General features: G+C 50.3%; 13 protein-coding genes and 1 pseudogene. 6 read left to right on the top strand and 8 right to left on the bottom strand.

Features of this window, described 5'->3' with window-relative positions; translation table 11 throughout:
- Positions 1-173 precede the first annotated feature (173 nt).
- Together aspS and J0X00_RS20745 are read left to right on the top strand one after the other, a co-directional pair.
- Entirely contained in the window at positions 174-1,949 is a 1,776-nt protein-coding gene (aspS, locus tag J0X00_RS20750; protein WP_282477653.1) for an aspartate--tRNA ligase, read from the top strand.
- 180 nt (positions 1,950-2,129) lie between these two features.
- The gene (locus J0X00_RS20745; protein WP_218562976.1) at positions 2,130-2,708 is read left to right on the top strand and encodes a thymidine kinase; all 579 of its coding nucleotides are present in this window, start codon (positions 2,130-2,132) and stop codon (positions 2,706-2,708) included.
- 100 nt (positions 2,709-2,808) lie between these two features.
- On the opposite strand, the gene J0X00_RS20740 is transcribed toward J0X00_RS20745, so the two are convergent.
- From J0X00_RS20740 to J0X00_RS20730, 3 genes and pseudogenes are all read right to left on the bottom strand, one after another.
- Positions 2,809-3,441, bottom strand: coding sequence for a YdcF family protein (locus J0X00_RS20740; RefSeq protein ID WP_282478333.1), 633 nt, complete (start codon positions 3,439-3,441; stop codon positions 2,809-2,811).
- Positions 3,434-4,264 carry an NAD(P)H-binding protein gene (locus J0X00_RS20735; RefSeq protein WP_282477652.1) on the bottom strand — a complete coding sequence of 277 codons (831 nt, stop codon included), beginning with the start codon at positions 4,262-4,264 and terminating at the stop codon, positions 3,434-3,436. The genes J0X00_RS20740 and J0X00_RS20735 overlap by 8 nt, the downstream gene beginning before the upstream one ends.
- Positions 4,261-5,158: pseudogene (locus J0X00_RS20730) on the bottom strand (LysR family transcriptional regulator). The gene J0X00_RS20735 and the pseudogene J0X00_RS20730 overlap by 4 nt, the downstream one beginning before the upstream one ends.
- Positions 5,159-5,263: 105 nt before the next feature.
- Between J0X00_RS20730 and J0X00_RS20725 the strand changes: the two are divergent.
- A complete protein-coding gene (locus tag J0X00_RS20725) occupies positions 5,264-5,683 on the top strand; it encodes a PACE efflux transporter (RefSeq protein ID WP_136484984.1) in 420 nt (139 codons plus the stop codon).
- A 116-nt stretch (positions 5,684-5,799) separates the two neighbouring features.
- Here J0X00_RS20725 and J0X00_RS20720 read toward each other — a convergent pair whose 3' ends face one another.
- Positions 5,800-6,033, bottom strand: coding sequence for a TIGR02647 family protein (locus J0X00_RS20720; RefSeq protein WP_136484496.1), 234 nt, complete (start codon positions 6,031-6,033; stop codon positions 5,800-5,802).
- A 402-nt stretch (positions 6,034-6,435) separates the two neighbouring features.
- On the opposite strand from J0X00_RS20720, the gene focA reads away from it, so the two are divergent.
- On the top strand, positions 6,436-7,278 hold the full coding sequence (focA, locus tag J0X00_RS20715) for a formate transporter FocA (protein ID WP_136484497.1): 843 nt from the start codon (positions 6,436-6,438) through the stop codon (positions 7,276-7,278).
- Positions 7,279-7,587: 309 nt separating this feature from the next.
- On the opposite strand, the gene J0X00_RS20710 is transcribed toward focA, so the two are convergent.
- Complete coding sequence (locus J0X00_RS20710; protein ID WP_136484498.1) at positions 7,588-8,388, bottom strand: ABC transporter permease; 801 nt, start codon at positions 8,386-8,388, stop codon at positions 7,588-7,590.
- Positions 8,389-8,489: 101 nt separating this feature from the next.
- Complete coding sequence (locus J0X00_RS20705; protein ID WP_282477651.1) at positions 8,490-9,236, bottom strand: transporter substrate-binding domain-containing protein; 747 nt, start codon at positions 9,234-9,236, stop codon at positions 8,490-8,492.
- Between the two features lie 195 nt (positions 9,237-9,431).
- Here J0X00_RS20705 and J0X00_RS20700 point away from each other — a divergent pair, with 195 nt between their 5' ends.
- A complete protein-coding gene (locus J0X00_RS20700; protein ID WP_282477650.1) occupies positions 9,432-11,171 on the top strand; it encodes an alpha-galactosidase in 1,740 nt (579 codons plus the stop codon).
- Between the two features lie 21 nt (positions 11,172-11,192).
- Here the strand turns inward: J0X00_RS20700 and J0X00_RS20695 are convergent, their stop codons facing one another.
- A complete protein-coding gene (locus tag J0X00_RS20695; RefSeq protein ID WP_282477649.1) occupies positions 11,193-12,392 on the bottom strand; it encodes a putative manganese transporter in 1,200 nt (399 codons plus the stop codon).
- Between the two features lie 287 nt (positions 12,393-12,679).
- Here J0X00_RS20695 and J0X00_RS20690 point away from each other — a divergent pair, with 287 nt between their 5' ends.
- The gene (locus J0X00_RS20690; protein ID WP_136484502.1) at positions 12,680-13,069 is read left to right on the top strand and encodes a DUF2750 domain-containing protein; all 390 of its coding nucleotides are present in this window, start codon (positions 12,680-12,682) and stop codon (positions 13,067-13,069) included.
- A gap of 88 nt (positions 13,070-13,157) precedes the next feature.
- Here J0X00_RS20690 and J0X00_RS20685 read toward each other — a convergent pair whose 3' ends face one another.
- Complete coding sequence (locus tag J0X00_RS20685) at positions 13,158-13,946, bottom strand: ATP-binding cassette domain-containing protein (protein WP_136484503.1); 789 nt, start codon at positions 13,944-13,946, stop codon at positions 13,158-13,160.
- Positions 13,947-13,948: the final 2 nt, after the last annotated feature.

The following is a 13,948-nucleotide window of genomic DNA, read 5'->3' as shown; positions in this document are numbered from 1 at the left end:
TGACGCATTATTGTACTAAAAAAGCGCGACACTGGATAAATCACAACAAATTGTATTCTGTAAGGTCGATTTTAGCTGCCTTTCAGCGTATAAATGAAACTTTGCGCCGCGCCGGAGGCTGTTTCTGGCGCGGCTTAGAATTTGATGACTAATTAGAGATTGGGAATTTCACTATGCGTAGCCATTATTGTGGTCACCTGAACAAGTCCCTTGCAGGACAAACTGTAGAACTGTGCGGCTGGGTAAACCGTCGCCGCGATTTAGGCGGACTGATCTTCATTGATATGCGAGATCGTGAAGGCGTCGTTCAGGTGGTGGTTGATCCCGATATGGCAGACGTTTTTGAAGTGGCAAACCAGCTTCGTAATGAATTCTGTATCAAACTGACCGGTGAAGTGCGTGCACGTCCTGAGAGCCAGGCGAATAAAGACATGGCGACAGGTGAAGTGGAAGTGCTGGCGACGGGTCTGGCGATCATTAACCGTTCCGATGTTCTGCCACTGGACTTCAATCAGAAGAACTCAGAAGAGCAACGTCTGAAATATCGCTATCTGGATCTGCGTCGCCCTGAAATGAGTGATCGCATTAAACTGCGTGCTAAAGCGTCAAGCTTTGTACGTCGTTTCCTCGACAGCAACGGTTTCCTGGATATCGAAACCCCGGTTCTGACCAAAGCAACCCCGGAAGGCGCTCGCGACTACCTGGTACCGAGCCGTGTGCACAAAGGCAGCTTCTACGCGCTGCCACAATCACCACAGCTGTTCAAACAGCTGCTGATGATGTCAGGCTTTGACCGTTACTATCAAATCGTAAAATGTTTCCGTGACGAAGATCTGCGCGCTGACCGTCAGCCAGAATTCACCCAGATCGATATCGAAACGTCATTCATGACGGCAGATGAAGTTCGTGCAGTGACTGAAAAAATGGTTCGTGACATGTGGCTTGAGCTGCTGGACGTTGACCTGGGCGAGTTCCCGGTGATGCCATACAGCGAAGCGATGCGCCGTTTCGGTAGCGACAAACCAGATCTGCGTAACCCGATGGACATGGTGGATGTCGCTGACCTGCTGAAAGATGTTGAGTTCAAAGTGTTCTCTGGCCCGGCTAACGATGCGAAAGGCCGCGTTGCTGCACTGCGTGTACCTGGTGGTGCTGCACTGAGCCGCAAGCAGATCGACGAATACACTTCATTCGTTGGCATCTACGGCGCAAAAGGCCTGGCATGGCTGAAAGTGAACGATCTGGCTGCAGGTATGGAAGGTATCCAGTCTCCGGTGGCTAAATTCCTCAACGAAGAAATCATCAGCTCTATCATCGAGCGCACTGGCGCGCAAACCGGTGACATCATCCTGTTTGGTGCTGATAAAGCGAACGTGGTTTCTGAAGCGATCGGCGCACTGCGTCTGAAAATCGGTAAAGATCTGGGGCTGACTAACGAGTCAGCTTGGGCTCCGCTGTGGGTTGTAGACTTCCCGATGTTCGAAGCGGACGATGAAGGTCATGTCTCTGCGATGCACCACCCATTCACTTCTCCGCTCAACATGACAGCGGAAGAGCTGAAAGCGAATCCGGAAAATGCACTGTCTAACGCGTACGATATGGTACTGAACGGCTACGAAGTCGGCGGTGGTTCGGTACGTATTCACGATGCGAAGATGCAGGCAGCAGTATTTGACCTGCTGGGTATCGATGCAGCTGAGCAACAACTGAAATTCGGCTTCCTGCTGGACGCGCTGAAATTCGGTACGCCACCACATGCGGGTCTGGCATTTGGTCTGGACCGTCTGGTGATGCTACTGTGTGGCACGGAGAACATCCGTGACGTAATTGCATTCCCGAAAACTACGGCAGCGGCGTGTCTGCTGACTGACGCACCAAGTGCAGCGAACCCGGCGGCTCTCGATGAGCTGGCGATCGCAGTGACGGCAGCGAAAGAAAAAGCGGAATAAGCAATAAATAAATCAGGGTGGCTAAGCCGCCCTTTTTTTTTGTCTGGTGCCTTGGTATGTTTGCCAGGGCACGTTTGTGTAGTGCTTTGCGTGCCCCAAGCTCCGCATTGAGGGGCGGGTAGATGCAGAGCACCTGTTTCTGGCTTTACACAGCCAATTTTTGCACAGGAATCAGCTCTCTTGGCTCAGATGTATTTTTATTACTCGGCAATGAACGCGGGTAAATCAACCACACTGCTTCAATCTTCGTTTAACTATCAGGAACGCGGCATGACTCCGGTGATTTTCACCGCGGCCATCGATGATCGTTTTGGGGTCGGTAAAGTCAGTTCACGCATTGGTCTAGAAGCCGATGCACACCTGTTTACCGCAGAAACCAATCTGTTTGATGCCATCAAGCAGCTGCACCAGAATGAAAAGCGTCACTGTGTCCTGGTTGATGAGTGTCAGTTCCTGACTAAAGAGCAGGTATATCAGCTGACCGAAGTGGTGGATAAACTGGATATCCCGGTATTGTGCTACGGCCTGCGTACCGACTTCCTGGGAGAGTTGTTTGAGGGCAGCAAATACCTGCTGTCCTGGGCGGATAAACTGATTGAGCTGAAAACCATCTGTCATTGCGGCCGTAAGGCCAACATGGTTATTCGTACTGATGAACATGGCAACGCCATCTCAGAGGGGGATCAGGTTGCGATTGGCGGCAATGATAAATATGTATCAGTGTGTCGTCAGCACTATAAAGAAGCGTTGGGTCGCTGATTAAAAGTGCGTTGAGAAAAGAAAAGGATGGGCTAGCCCATCCTTTTCTATTGGTTACCTAGCGCTTCTTATCGGTTACCTAACGGCAAACACGTGCCTATTATGCGGCCAAAGGTTTGAGGGCAAGATAAGCCTGCTCCACATCGGCCGGGATCATCTGTTCAATCTGAAAACCTTTCTGAGGGTAGTGCTGAATACGCTCAAAGTCGCCGATGACGGCTTGCATAACGAAGTCCAGGGTCAATTCTTCGGTCAGGTAGTCGAAAATACCACAGCCGGTTGAGGTCACTTGTAGCGATTTGATTTCACCCGGCCACTGTTTGACGAAAGTCGCATAGGCACGACGCTCCATATACGGTTTTTGTACCAGCAGAATACGCTTGGCTTCAATCCCTTTCGCTTGCAACATGTCATAAGTAAAGCGCACATTTTCGCCGCTGTTGCTCGAGCGTGGTTCTAGTAACAGGGCTTCTGCGGGCACGCCGCAATCTTTGGCGACGGTGGCAAAAGTAACTGCTTCACTGTGCTCAAAAATACCATCGGTAAAACGCCCGTGACCACCAGAAAAAACAATCAGCGGGGCGAGCCCTTTGTGATACAGCGACGCCGCATATTCCGCGACACGAGTATCATTGCTGCCAGGGACAAAAATCACATCGGCCGGCGTCAAATCATGACCCAGCTGCATGTATTGCCACAGTGTTTCCAGATGTTGATAAAGGTGTTTATCCATCGGCATTCAAAGCCTCCAATGTATTCAAATAATGGAACTGATAACCGGCGCAAACCAGTTTATCAGCCACAATGAGTTTGTCGGCGACATCCACCACCGCTGGCAGCGGGTCGGTTGATGCAACCGCATCCAGTGCCGCCTGATAGAATTCCGCTTTGCTGACCGTGTTCGGCGTGGTGGCATTGACCACGTCACTCTGCAGGTGCTCGACGGCAAATGTTACTGCGCCGATGGCATCATCAAGATGCAGCATGTTGGCCGGTGCCAGCGTACTGACTTGTTTCAGCCTGGCCGCAAAGCGCGACGGGTGGCGGTCCGGGCCAATCAGGCCGCTGCAGCGTACAACGGCGTAATCCAGTCCTGAGTCTAAAACGCTCTGTTCCGCTTGTAACATCACTTTTGCATTGGCTGAGAAATCGGCATCAGATTGGGCCAGCGCCAATGAGGCTTGTTGCTCGGTCATGGCTTCAGCGCGGCTCGGATAGACGGTCGTCGAGCTGATCATGATGATTTTTTTACACTGCGCGCGTTGTGCTGCTGAAACTAAATCCTGCCATTGCTGGGCATATTCGTCACCCTGACCACGGCGGAATCCGGGCGGAAAACTACCGACTACCGTATCGCAGCCTAATGACGCTAATGTGTCAGCCAGGTGAAGGGGATTGTTCAGGTCGCAGACAAACCCCTGAATACCCTGTGCTGCCAGTTGCTCGATACCGGCCTGGCTGGTGCGGCTTGCGCTGACCTGGTAGCCAAGTGTCTGTAAATGTTTTGCCAGTGGTAAACCTAACCAGCCGGCTCCGATAATAGCAATGTGCTTCATGAGGCAGATCCTGTAAACAGTTGTCGCAAAAGTTGACGAGTGCGTTGATGAAGTGTGTCGGACGAGGTGTGGTGATGTTGAATCACATCCACATTGGTGTACCAGGCCAGTTGCTCAAAAGCAACCGGCACACGAACCAGTTCACCGTTATCCACATGGGGCCTGGCAAGGTGAGCAGGTAAAAAGCACCAGCCACAGCCGTGCAGCGCCATATCCAACAACAAATAATAATGATCAGCGTACCATACATCCGGGCTGTGCGGTTGATGAAAGCTGCTGGATGAGTGGTTTCTGGAACGTATTACCAATTGGCGGTGCAGACGTAGGGTATCGACATGTGGTGCCACCGATTGTGCCAGGGTATGTTGCGCCGCGACGTAGACGTCAAACTTAATTGAGCCGATCGATTCGAAATCCAGACTGTGCGGCAGGATCTGTTCGCCGAATATCAGGCCGCAGCTTGCGCGTCCGGTTTCGACCATCTCGATGATATCTGTACTTGATGCGCTCAAGCATTCTAGCTCAAGGCGGGGAAATTCGTGTTCCAGGCGGGTGATAAGCGGGGCAAGACCCGACAGCAGAATACCCTCATCCATCGCTAGAGTCAGAAGCTGGTTTTGTGGTGCATGCAGACTCTCTGCCAGAGACTGAAAACGTTGATGTTGCTGTAACGCCGCTTTGGCGTAGGGCAAGAGTTTATGTCCGGCAGCTGTTAATACCGGGTAGCGGCCACTGCGTTCAAATAAGCGCATATCGCAGTCGATTTCCAGGTTAATAACATGCTGGCTGATGGCTGATGGCTGACTGTACTTTACCCAGTTTACGCGCTGCGGCTGAAAACGAGCCTTGTTCGGCGGTCGCTATAAATGCAGCCAGTTGTTCAATGCTGTACATGTATCGTTATTAGTGATGGTGTCTAATTATTTAATATCTAACTATTAGATGATAATCGCCGTGTGTTCAACGTTAAAATGAAGATCTGCTATGCAAAAACATATGATGTCCGGTTGGGAGCGAGTATTCCATGCCGTCAGTTTCGAACTGCTGGCATTAATGTGCCTGGTGCCAGTCGGCGCTCTGTTTTCCGGCCAGCAAGCGACGCATCTGGCGTTGGTTGGTCTGGGACTGAGCTTGTTTACCGTGGTATGGAACTTCTTATATAACCTGATGTTTGATCGCATCATGCAGGATGTTCGCAGTCTGCGGACTCTACGCCTGAGAGTTGTGCATGCGTTGGGCTTTGAAGGTAGCCTGGTGTTTGTCACTGTGCCTGTTTTGGCCTGGGTATTGAGAATTTCTCTGCTTGAGGCGCTGGTGGTTGAAGCGGGCTTTTTACTGTTTTTCTTTGTTTACACCATTGTGTTTAACTGGCTGTATGACAAGTACCAGCCTTACCAGCGCTGGTTTGTGACCGGATAACGGATTTATTCGGCCGAAAAGATATGTGACGGAATAACGAATGGGTTAGCACACAGAGCAACCTGATGCCCTGAACAAAAAAGAGCGTCGAAGGACGCTCTTTTGGTGTGTCTGGATTATTCGCTCAGAACGCGCAGTAGGCGATCCGCCTGCTCGGCCATTTCAATGCCTTCGTTAGTCAGATAGCCACCATCAGGCAAAGTGCATAAGCCTTTGTCATGCAGTCGCTGCACGGCACTTATCAGTGAATCGGATGCATCTTGGTGGACTTTAATCCCGGTCGCCGCACTGCCGATATCAAACTGAAGCAGAACGTTCAGTTCGTCGATATGCTGTTGAGAAAACTTCATCTTAAGTCCTTCTTGCAGGTTGAATAAGTTTTACAATAGGCGGGCATTGCTGTGGATGCAATCTTGCTCTGACAGATTTGTTAGGTCGAACAGCTCTGTTACTTTTTTGCGCAGTTATTAGTTCCGAAGGGAATAAAAGCAGCTAAAAATCGGCATAGGATTTATAAAGCTAACGGGTGGGGCAGCATACGGTAAATTATCATTTTAATTGATTAATATCAGTGTAATAAATATGTATTCATGATAATAACTAATACTAGTTATGGTTTATCGCTTTATTCCCAGTAATGACGTCTCGCACCATAGAATTTATCTATTACCTAATAAATTGCACTTGAATAAATATGGAAATAGAGCGATTATCCGCCACCTCTCTATGTTGTATCAAAATGTAACCGTATTATGGATCTTAATCAATTCGACTCATTACTGCCTCCTCAAATGGCAGAACGCGCCGCAGATGTTGGCGTAAATAAAGCGACCAAACCTGCCTCTAAATCTTTTCTTCTTGCTATCTCTGCTGGTATTCACATTGGTATTGCTTTCGTATTTTACACTGTAGTCACGACCGGCGCGCAAGATATGCCTTATGGCGTGACTAAACTGCTGGGTGGCCTGGCATTCAGCCTGGGTCTTATCCTGGTTGTGATTACCGGTGGTGAACTGTTTACCAGTTCAGTTCTGACTTTAGTGGCCAAAGCGAGCGGAAAAATCAGCTGGCTGCAATTAGTCAAAAACTGGGTAGTGGTATACTTCGGTAACATGGTCGGTTCGATTCTTCTGGTCGGAATCATGTTTGCGACCAAGCAGTTTATGGACAATGGCGGTAATTTGGGCCTAAACGCATTAGCGATTTCTCAGCATAAGTTACACCACAGTTTCTTCCAGGCATTTTCCCTGGGTCTGATGTGTAACATTCTGGTTTGTCTGGCGGTTTGGATGACGTTCAGTGCCCGTTCTCTGACCGACAAAGTCATGGTGATGGTATTACCTGTGGCGATGTTCGTTGCGTCTGGTTTTGAACACTGTATCGCAAACATGTTCCAGGTTCCGATGGCGATTGCGATCAAGAACTTTGCTCCGGATACGTTCTGGCAGATGACGGGGGCGGATATTGCCCAATACGCTGACCTGACGTTAAGTAATTTTTTCTACAGCAACCTGTTACCGGTGACTCTGGGTAACATCGTTGGTGGTGGCGTGTTTGTCGGTATCTGGTACTGGATGGTTTACCTGAAAGACTGATGCAGTTGATGCCAGTTCAACTTGATTGCCATAAAAAACGCCACGAAGTGGCGTTTTTTATGGGCGTGAGAAACCCCATCACCTCGAACGGCGGAAATTGCTTATCATGGTTATCCACATTTTCTGTGGATAAGTTGTTTTAAAGTGAGTGAGTAACCTTAAATCGATGATTTATGGTGCAAAAAGTGCACAATTGTCGTGCGGGGCGCAGACACTTTTTCCTTCATTCTATCCCCAAACGACTTGAAGCCGCAGCGGGGTTCGCGGCAACGCCAAGTCGTTTGGATAAAACGTGGGAGAATTGAGCATTTAATGCACATTTTCGTCGGTAAACCGGACGTTAACTTTGCCTTCTTTACTTAAAGCCGCCCGCAGCGAGAGGTGGACCGATAAAGTTAACGAGATATTCATCATCACGAAAATAGCGATCATGATCAGCAGTTGATATTTGATGGCAATGAGCGGGGATGTGCCACCTAAAATTTGACCTGTCATCATGCCTGGCAGGGTAACCAGACCCGTGGCAGCCATGGATGCCAACAAAGGAGCACTGGCCTTACGCAGCGCGTTTTGTACAAAACTGCGTGAGGCATAAAATGGCGAAGCACCCAGCGACAGGGCGGCTTCGTATTCGCTGCGTCTCTCTTTGTAGGCCGTGAACAAGTTCTGTAACGCGACAATATTACCACTCAGACTGTTACCCAGTAACATCCCTGATAACGGAATCATATATTGGGCACTAAACCAGGGGCTGGGCTGGATGATGACCAGACATAACACAAAAATCAGCGGAAATAAGCCGGCGACTAATCCTATCATTACCGGGCCGATTAAGATTTTAACCGGTAGTTTGGCTTTCGATACGATTGAACTGGCACCGACACTTATCATGATCAACAGCCATAATAAGTTGACCCATAAGCTGTTCAGCGAAAACAGATATTCCAGATAGATACCCACCAGTAAAAGCTGTATCGCCATTCGGGCGATAGAGATGATAATTTCTTTCCCAATCTGCAACTGATGATAATGGTTGACGGCTAGCGGGATCACCAGCAGGCAACTGAACAACCCAAGTTGCCACCAAGTGATATCCAGGACACTGCTCATGATAACTCCTTCATTTTTTTCTTTATTATAGCGAATATCCGGAGCCACTCAGAGCGATTTAAAGCAGGATTTTTGAGGCGGAGCGGACTCGCTCCTTGCTGTCAGGGGGTAGAATATGATTCGTATTTAGTCATGATGGCCGCGTATTCTCCGTTGTCCCGAATTGCCTCCATGCCTTTTTCAAAGACATCCAGATACAACCCAGCCTTGGGATTATTCTTACCGACCATGATATGGACCGGTGTTCGCGAAAGCTCGGGTTCGAGCGGGATCAGGCTACCAGGTTCGATGTGGTTGGCGTGCATTGTCCATAAAGCAACTCGTCGTTCACCGGCCAGTAAATCAATCCGGCCGTTTTGCAATTTACGCAGGTTAATGAGGAGCGTCTCAGCCGGCAGCAGGGTTAATTCCGGATGAGTCATCAGGCTTGAGTCATAGGCATAATTCTGCACTAGGCCTATTCGTTGACCTTTAAAGTCGTTCAGGCTGGTGTAGTGCGCCGGGTAACCACGGCGGGCGAACAGATGAATATCACTAAACAGGTAAGGCTTTGAAAAAGCAAGGCTCTGGGTGCGCTGTTCGGAATACCAGGCGGCGAGTACAATTTGATCACGTCCGTACTGCGCTTCTTTTAATGCCCGGTTCCAGGGTTTTATCGTAAGTTGCAGAGTGTAGCCTTGCGTGGCAAAAGCACGGCTGACCAATTCGACGGCCAGTCCGGGCATTTGCGGATTATCAATAACGTAAGGGGGCCATTCAGCCTGAATGGCATGAATGATGTTGTCGCCACGTGCCGCAAAACAAAACGCTGCTAAACTGAGAAGAGCAAATGAGTAGTGATGGCGCACTGACTTTCCTTGTGAATCGTACACTGGATAAAGTGTAGTGTATGAGGTGTATTTGTGGTGTCGTATAGCGCCAAATTTTATTGGTTAACTATGATAAACAGGCATTTGCGTTAGGTTGCGTGATTCTGGTTAGGTACCGATTAACATAATAACAATATACTTAATAGATATTGAGACTGAGTGAGCGAGGATGTTATGACTCTGCTAACGCTCGATAATTTGCGCGAAGTCGAGATTTTGCAACCGCGGGATACCGAAGTGTCGCGTCATTACAATGAACTGAGTTTTTCTTACCAGGGGCCGTTAACCCAGGTTATGGCAGAGGTTTTTCCACTGTGCCGGACTCTGCTTGATATCGAGCCGGGCGCCCGGATCTATGGTGATGGTTTTCAGATGCTGTCGCAGACCGCAGGAACCATAAGCGCTGTCGAAGAAGTCGGCCGATGCCCTGACAACGGGCAACTCTATCATCTTTATGCCGAGCGGTTACCAAAGCGCTTTTATAATTATCTGGTGATTGAAAGTGCCAACGGTTATCTGCTGTTTGGCTTTTCATCCTGTCGCCGTTTTGCCGGTTATTTCGAATTAAGCATGTTGAACGGCCACTATTGTGTAACTGCCTATCTGGACGGCGAAATGAGCCCGCCGCGCTATTGGGCTTTCAACGCACTGGAATCCGTGGTGATGCTGGAAGCGGAATCACTCGCCGGATTATTTAATGATTATGCACGTTATCTGCGTCTTCATCATGGTTGCCGGCCACATTGTGACGCCAACGCTCCACAAGGCTGGTGTTCCTGGCCCGCTTATGCCACCGATGCCAGCGAGCCACGTATTATTGCTAATGCAGACAGAATGACCGCCGGGTTAGACAGTCTGGAATGGGTGGTCATTGATGACGGCTATCAGAAATATATGGGGGACTGGCTTTCTCCCTCCACTCGTTACCCTGGCGGGATCCGGGCATTAACCGAAAAACTGCGCCGGCGCGGTAAACGGGTTGGTATTTGGCTGGCCCCGTTTATTGCCGAGGCAGACTCCTGTCTGTTCCGCGCTCATCCTGAATGGTTTGTCCGTCATTATGACGGCACGCTGCTCAAAGCAGAGGATGTGACCTATGGCGGATGGCGGCGTACCCCCTGGTACATTCTCGACTGTTCCAATCCTTATGTCCGGCAATACCTGACCCGGGTCGTGCGCACTATGCATGAAGAGTGGGGCATCGGGTTGTTTAAACTCGATGCCGGTTACTGGGGAGCGCTGAAGGGCAAGCGTTTCCGACCGGGTATTACAGGGGTAGAAGCCTACCGGCTCGGATTGAGGGCGATAGCTCAGGGCGCGGGTGACGCCTGGTTACTGGGATGTAACGCACCGATGTGGCCGTCACTGGGGCTGGTGGATGCGATGCGTATTGCTGATGATGTGGATCGGAATATTGACCGTTTCAGTCAGTTAGCGCGGCAAATTTTTTATCGCAGCTGGCAGCATCGCGTGCTATGGCAAATTGATCCGGACTGCCTGACGCTGACCTCGTTACCCGGGCAAGAGGTTTCAAAAGCCGCTTACTACTTTCATCGTGATGTTCTGTTGGCAAGTGGCGGATTATTGCTGTCCGGTGACCGTTTACCTGAAGCTGAGGAGTTCATGCGCCATAGTCTGGAAAAGCTGATCGCACGCCAGAGGATGTGTCAGCGCAGTGCTGCGATGAGTTGTCTGAGCCTTAACCACGCATTTTTACACCTTACCGAGGTTAGTGACCTGCACTGCCTGTTCAATAATGGCGCGGAAGCGCGCGATTTTACCCTGGTGGCTGACAGTCCGGTGCATTGGTACGATTTTTGGAGTGGAGAACGTTTGTGCAAGGAAGCACGCAAAGTCCTGCCGATCACGCTACCAGCAGGAATAGCCAGCCGGGCGATAGTGACCGCTTGCTAGACGATCGCAGCGTCGCTGCCGCTAGATTTCAAACAGCCAGAAGTAGCCGTAACCAACGACAATGGCCGGGATTGATGTATATATCGTGGCAAACAGAGCGGCTTTGGGGGCCAGTGCGATGGCAGGAAACAGCGCGTCACCATCGTTTGAAATCGCGTTCGCTAACTGGGTGGAAAGCGGCACACTACCCGCCAGATAAAAGCTGGTGATCAAAATCTGTGGGCCGCAACCGGGCAGCATACCGACAATAATGCCGACCGCAGGCATCCAGACTCCCCACTGCTGCCAGTCATTGCTCATCTCCCAGCCAGTGAAATGGCGCATTAATTCGAAGATCAGAAAAGCGATAATTACCCAGGCACTGACGAAGTTGGTGTCTTGCGCGGCTTTTTGCAGTGGATGAGCCTGCCGGACTTTCTCATTTTCACTCACCGCAGACTGATAGCTGTCTATCTCACGGGTCAGCGCCCACAATACCATCGCGGTAACGGCCAGGCTGGCACCAAGCCATTCGATACTGTGCGCAGGTAATCCCAGACGGGTATTAACATCAATCTGGAACGACTGGGCAAAAGCGACCAGTGAGGCCGGGATGATTGCCCATTGCCAGAATATGCCCTGTAAGTTAATTGCACGGTGATTCAGTGGTGTGTGGATGTTTGCTGGTGGCTGCTGCGCGGCTTCAGTGTTTTTCGGGCGCATAAAATCATCGCCGTGCAGCGTGTTCACCACCAGCCCTGTGATACAGCCAGTCACAATACCAATCGCGATCACGCCCAGTCCGGTTAACGGACGGCTGGCCAGCAACAGGAAGGCAGCATCGCCCATGGTCGCTGTCAGTACCGCAACCAGAGAGCCGAAACCGAGTCTACCATTGACAAACTGGGTGGTGACCACAATAGCGCCGCCACAGCCCGGCAGCGCGCCGAGTAAAGAGGCGATGATGACTTGCAGGTGACGTGAGCGCTGAAAAGCCACCACGAAACGATGAGTGCTGTTAATCCAGCGTGATAAATAGTGATAAATGGCCAGAGTGAGAGCCACATAAGTTGAAACGGCCCAGAAGGAGTCAGACAACGTGGTTATTGCCAGCTCACGTGTGTTCGGGCTGAGTACTAACATGGTCAGGGCGATGGGCAGCAGCAGTCGTTTGTAGCCGAGTGGGGCTGCACCGGAGCGTACCGAATCTGTCAACGCAGATGGCCATCGAATCGAAAACATAGTTACCACCGTTGAGAATGCGAATAATTATCACTATACGATAATGAGAATGATTATCAAGTGAATTATGACGATTTATTGAGTACGATAATTTTTATAAATGCGAATCTCGCGTCGGCTGTCCGCTGGCTCGTGGCAGGTCAGAAAAAGGACAGGCGCTCAGTGTTGGCGAAGTGGGTCGGCATGGTGAATTGGCGTCAGCGTATCAATCGGGTATCATGCCTGTCTAAGCAAAGCTTTAAGGGTTTACAGCCTGATTCTGTAAGCCCTTTTATTGGGAGGCCGACATGGCGACAACACTGAGTGCGGAACAAATCGCGACCATTAATCAATATGATCAGGAGCAGCGTTTTAATTACTGCATTAAAGAGATCGTAGCAAACCAGCAAGTGTGGATTCTGAAAGACGAACACGGTTGTGTGATGCTCAATACCGAAGAGGACGATTGTGTGCCGGTGTGGCCTAACCGTGAGTTTGCCGAAGCGTGGGCAACGGGGGAGTGGGCCGATTGTGAAGCGGAAGCGATTTCGTTTAACAAATGGCGCAGCCGCTGGACTCAGGGGCTGGAGCAGGATGACTTGTCTGTTGTGGTGTTTCCGAACGACAACGAAGAAGGCGTGGTACTGTTCCCGGATGAGTTTGATTTCGAACTCAACAAACAAAACGCGCGTCGCTAATCGTGACTCGGCTCGTAAAATTAAGGCCTGTTATACAGGCCTTAATTATTGTGAGTGCTTGGTTTTTTCACTAATCACCGCGGCCTAATTATTTAAAGCTCGGCGCCTTGTTAAAGTGACTTTCCACCATGCGCTGGGTAATCGGGTGCTGAGGCTCGGCCAGCACCGTACTGGTATCGCCAAACTCGACCACTTCCCCTTCATGCATCACCATCACTTTGTCGGTGATATGCTTTATCACGCCAAGATGCTGCGAAACATAAATAAACGAAACGCCCATCTCTTCCTGTAGTTCCAGAAACAGGTTGAGGATCTGCGAACGCATTGCCATATCCAGACCATTTAACGCTTCGTCGGCAATGATGATTGAGGGTTGCAGGATCAGCGCCCGTGCCAGACAAACCCGCTGCTTCTGACCTGTCGCCAGCATTTGCGGATAAAAGTACGCGTGCTCCGGTAGCAGACCGACCCTTAACAGGGTGTCTTTAACCCGCTTCATCCGCGCTTCCGGCTCCATGCTGGTGTTTCGTTTCAGCGGGCCTTCCAGAATTCTGCCGATCTGAATTCGCGGATTTAACGAGGTGTTCGGATCCTGAAAAATCATCCGGATGAGCTTGCAGCGCGTGGCGTAATCTTTGTGTTCGAGCAGTTCGCCATTGACCCGGATTTCTCCGCCGCTTGGTTCGACCATGCCGGCCAGCATGCGCGCCAGCGTCGATTTACCTGAACCATTCTGGCCGATAAAACCTATGGTTTGTCCCGCTTCCAGAGAGAAGCTGACCGGTTTAACGGCGCTCTGGACTTTTTTTCTGAACAGGCCTGAGCGTGTTACAAAGTCTTTCGATAAGTTACTGACCTGCAGTAAGGCATCGCTCATGG

Origin of the sequence: Vibrio sp. ABG19 (genome assembly GCF_029962385.1) — a bacterium.
GTDB lineage: Bacteria > Pseudomonadota > Gammaproteobacteria > Enterobacterales > Vibrionaceae > Vibrio > Vibrio ostreae.
Note: the sequence above shows the minus strand (reverse complement) of the source record. Positions and strands in the feature narration are given on the sequence as shown.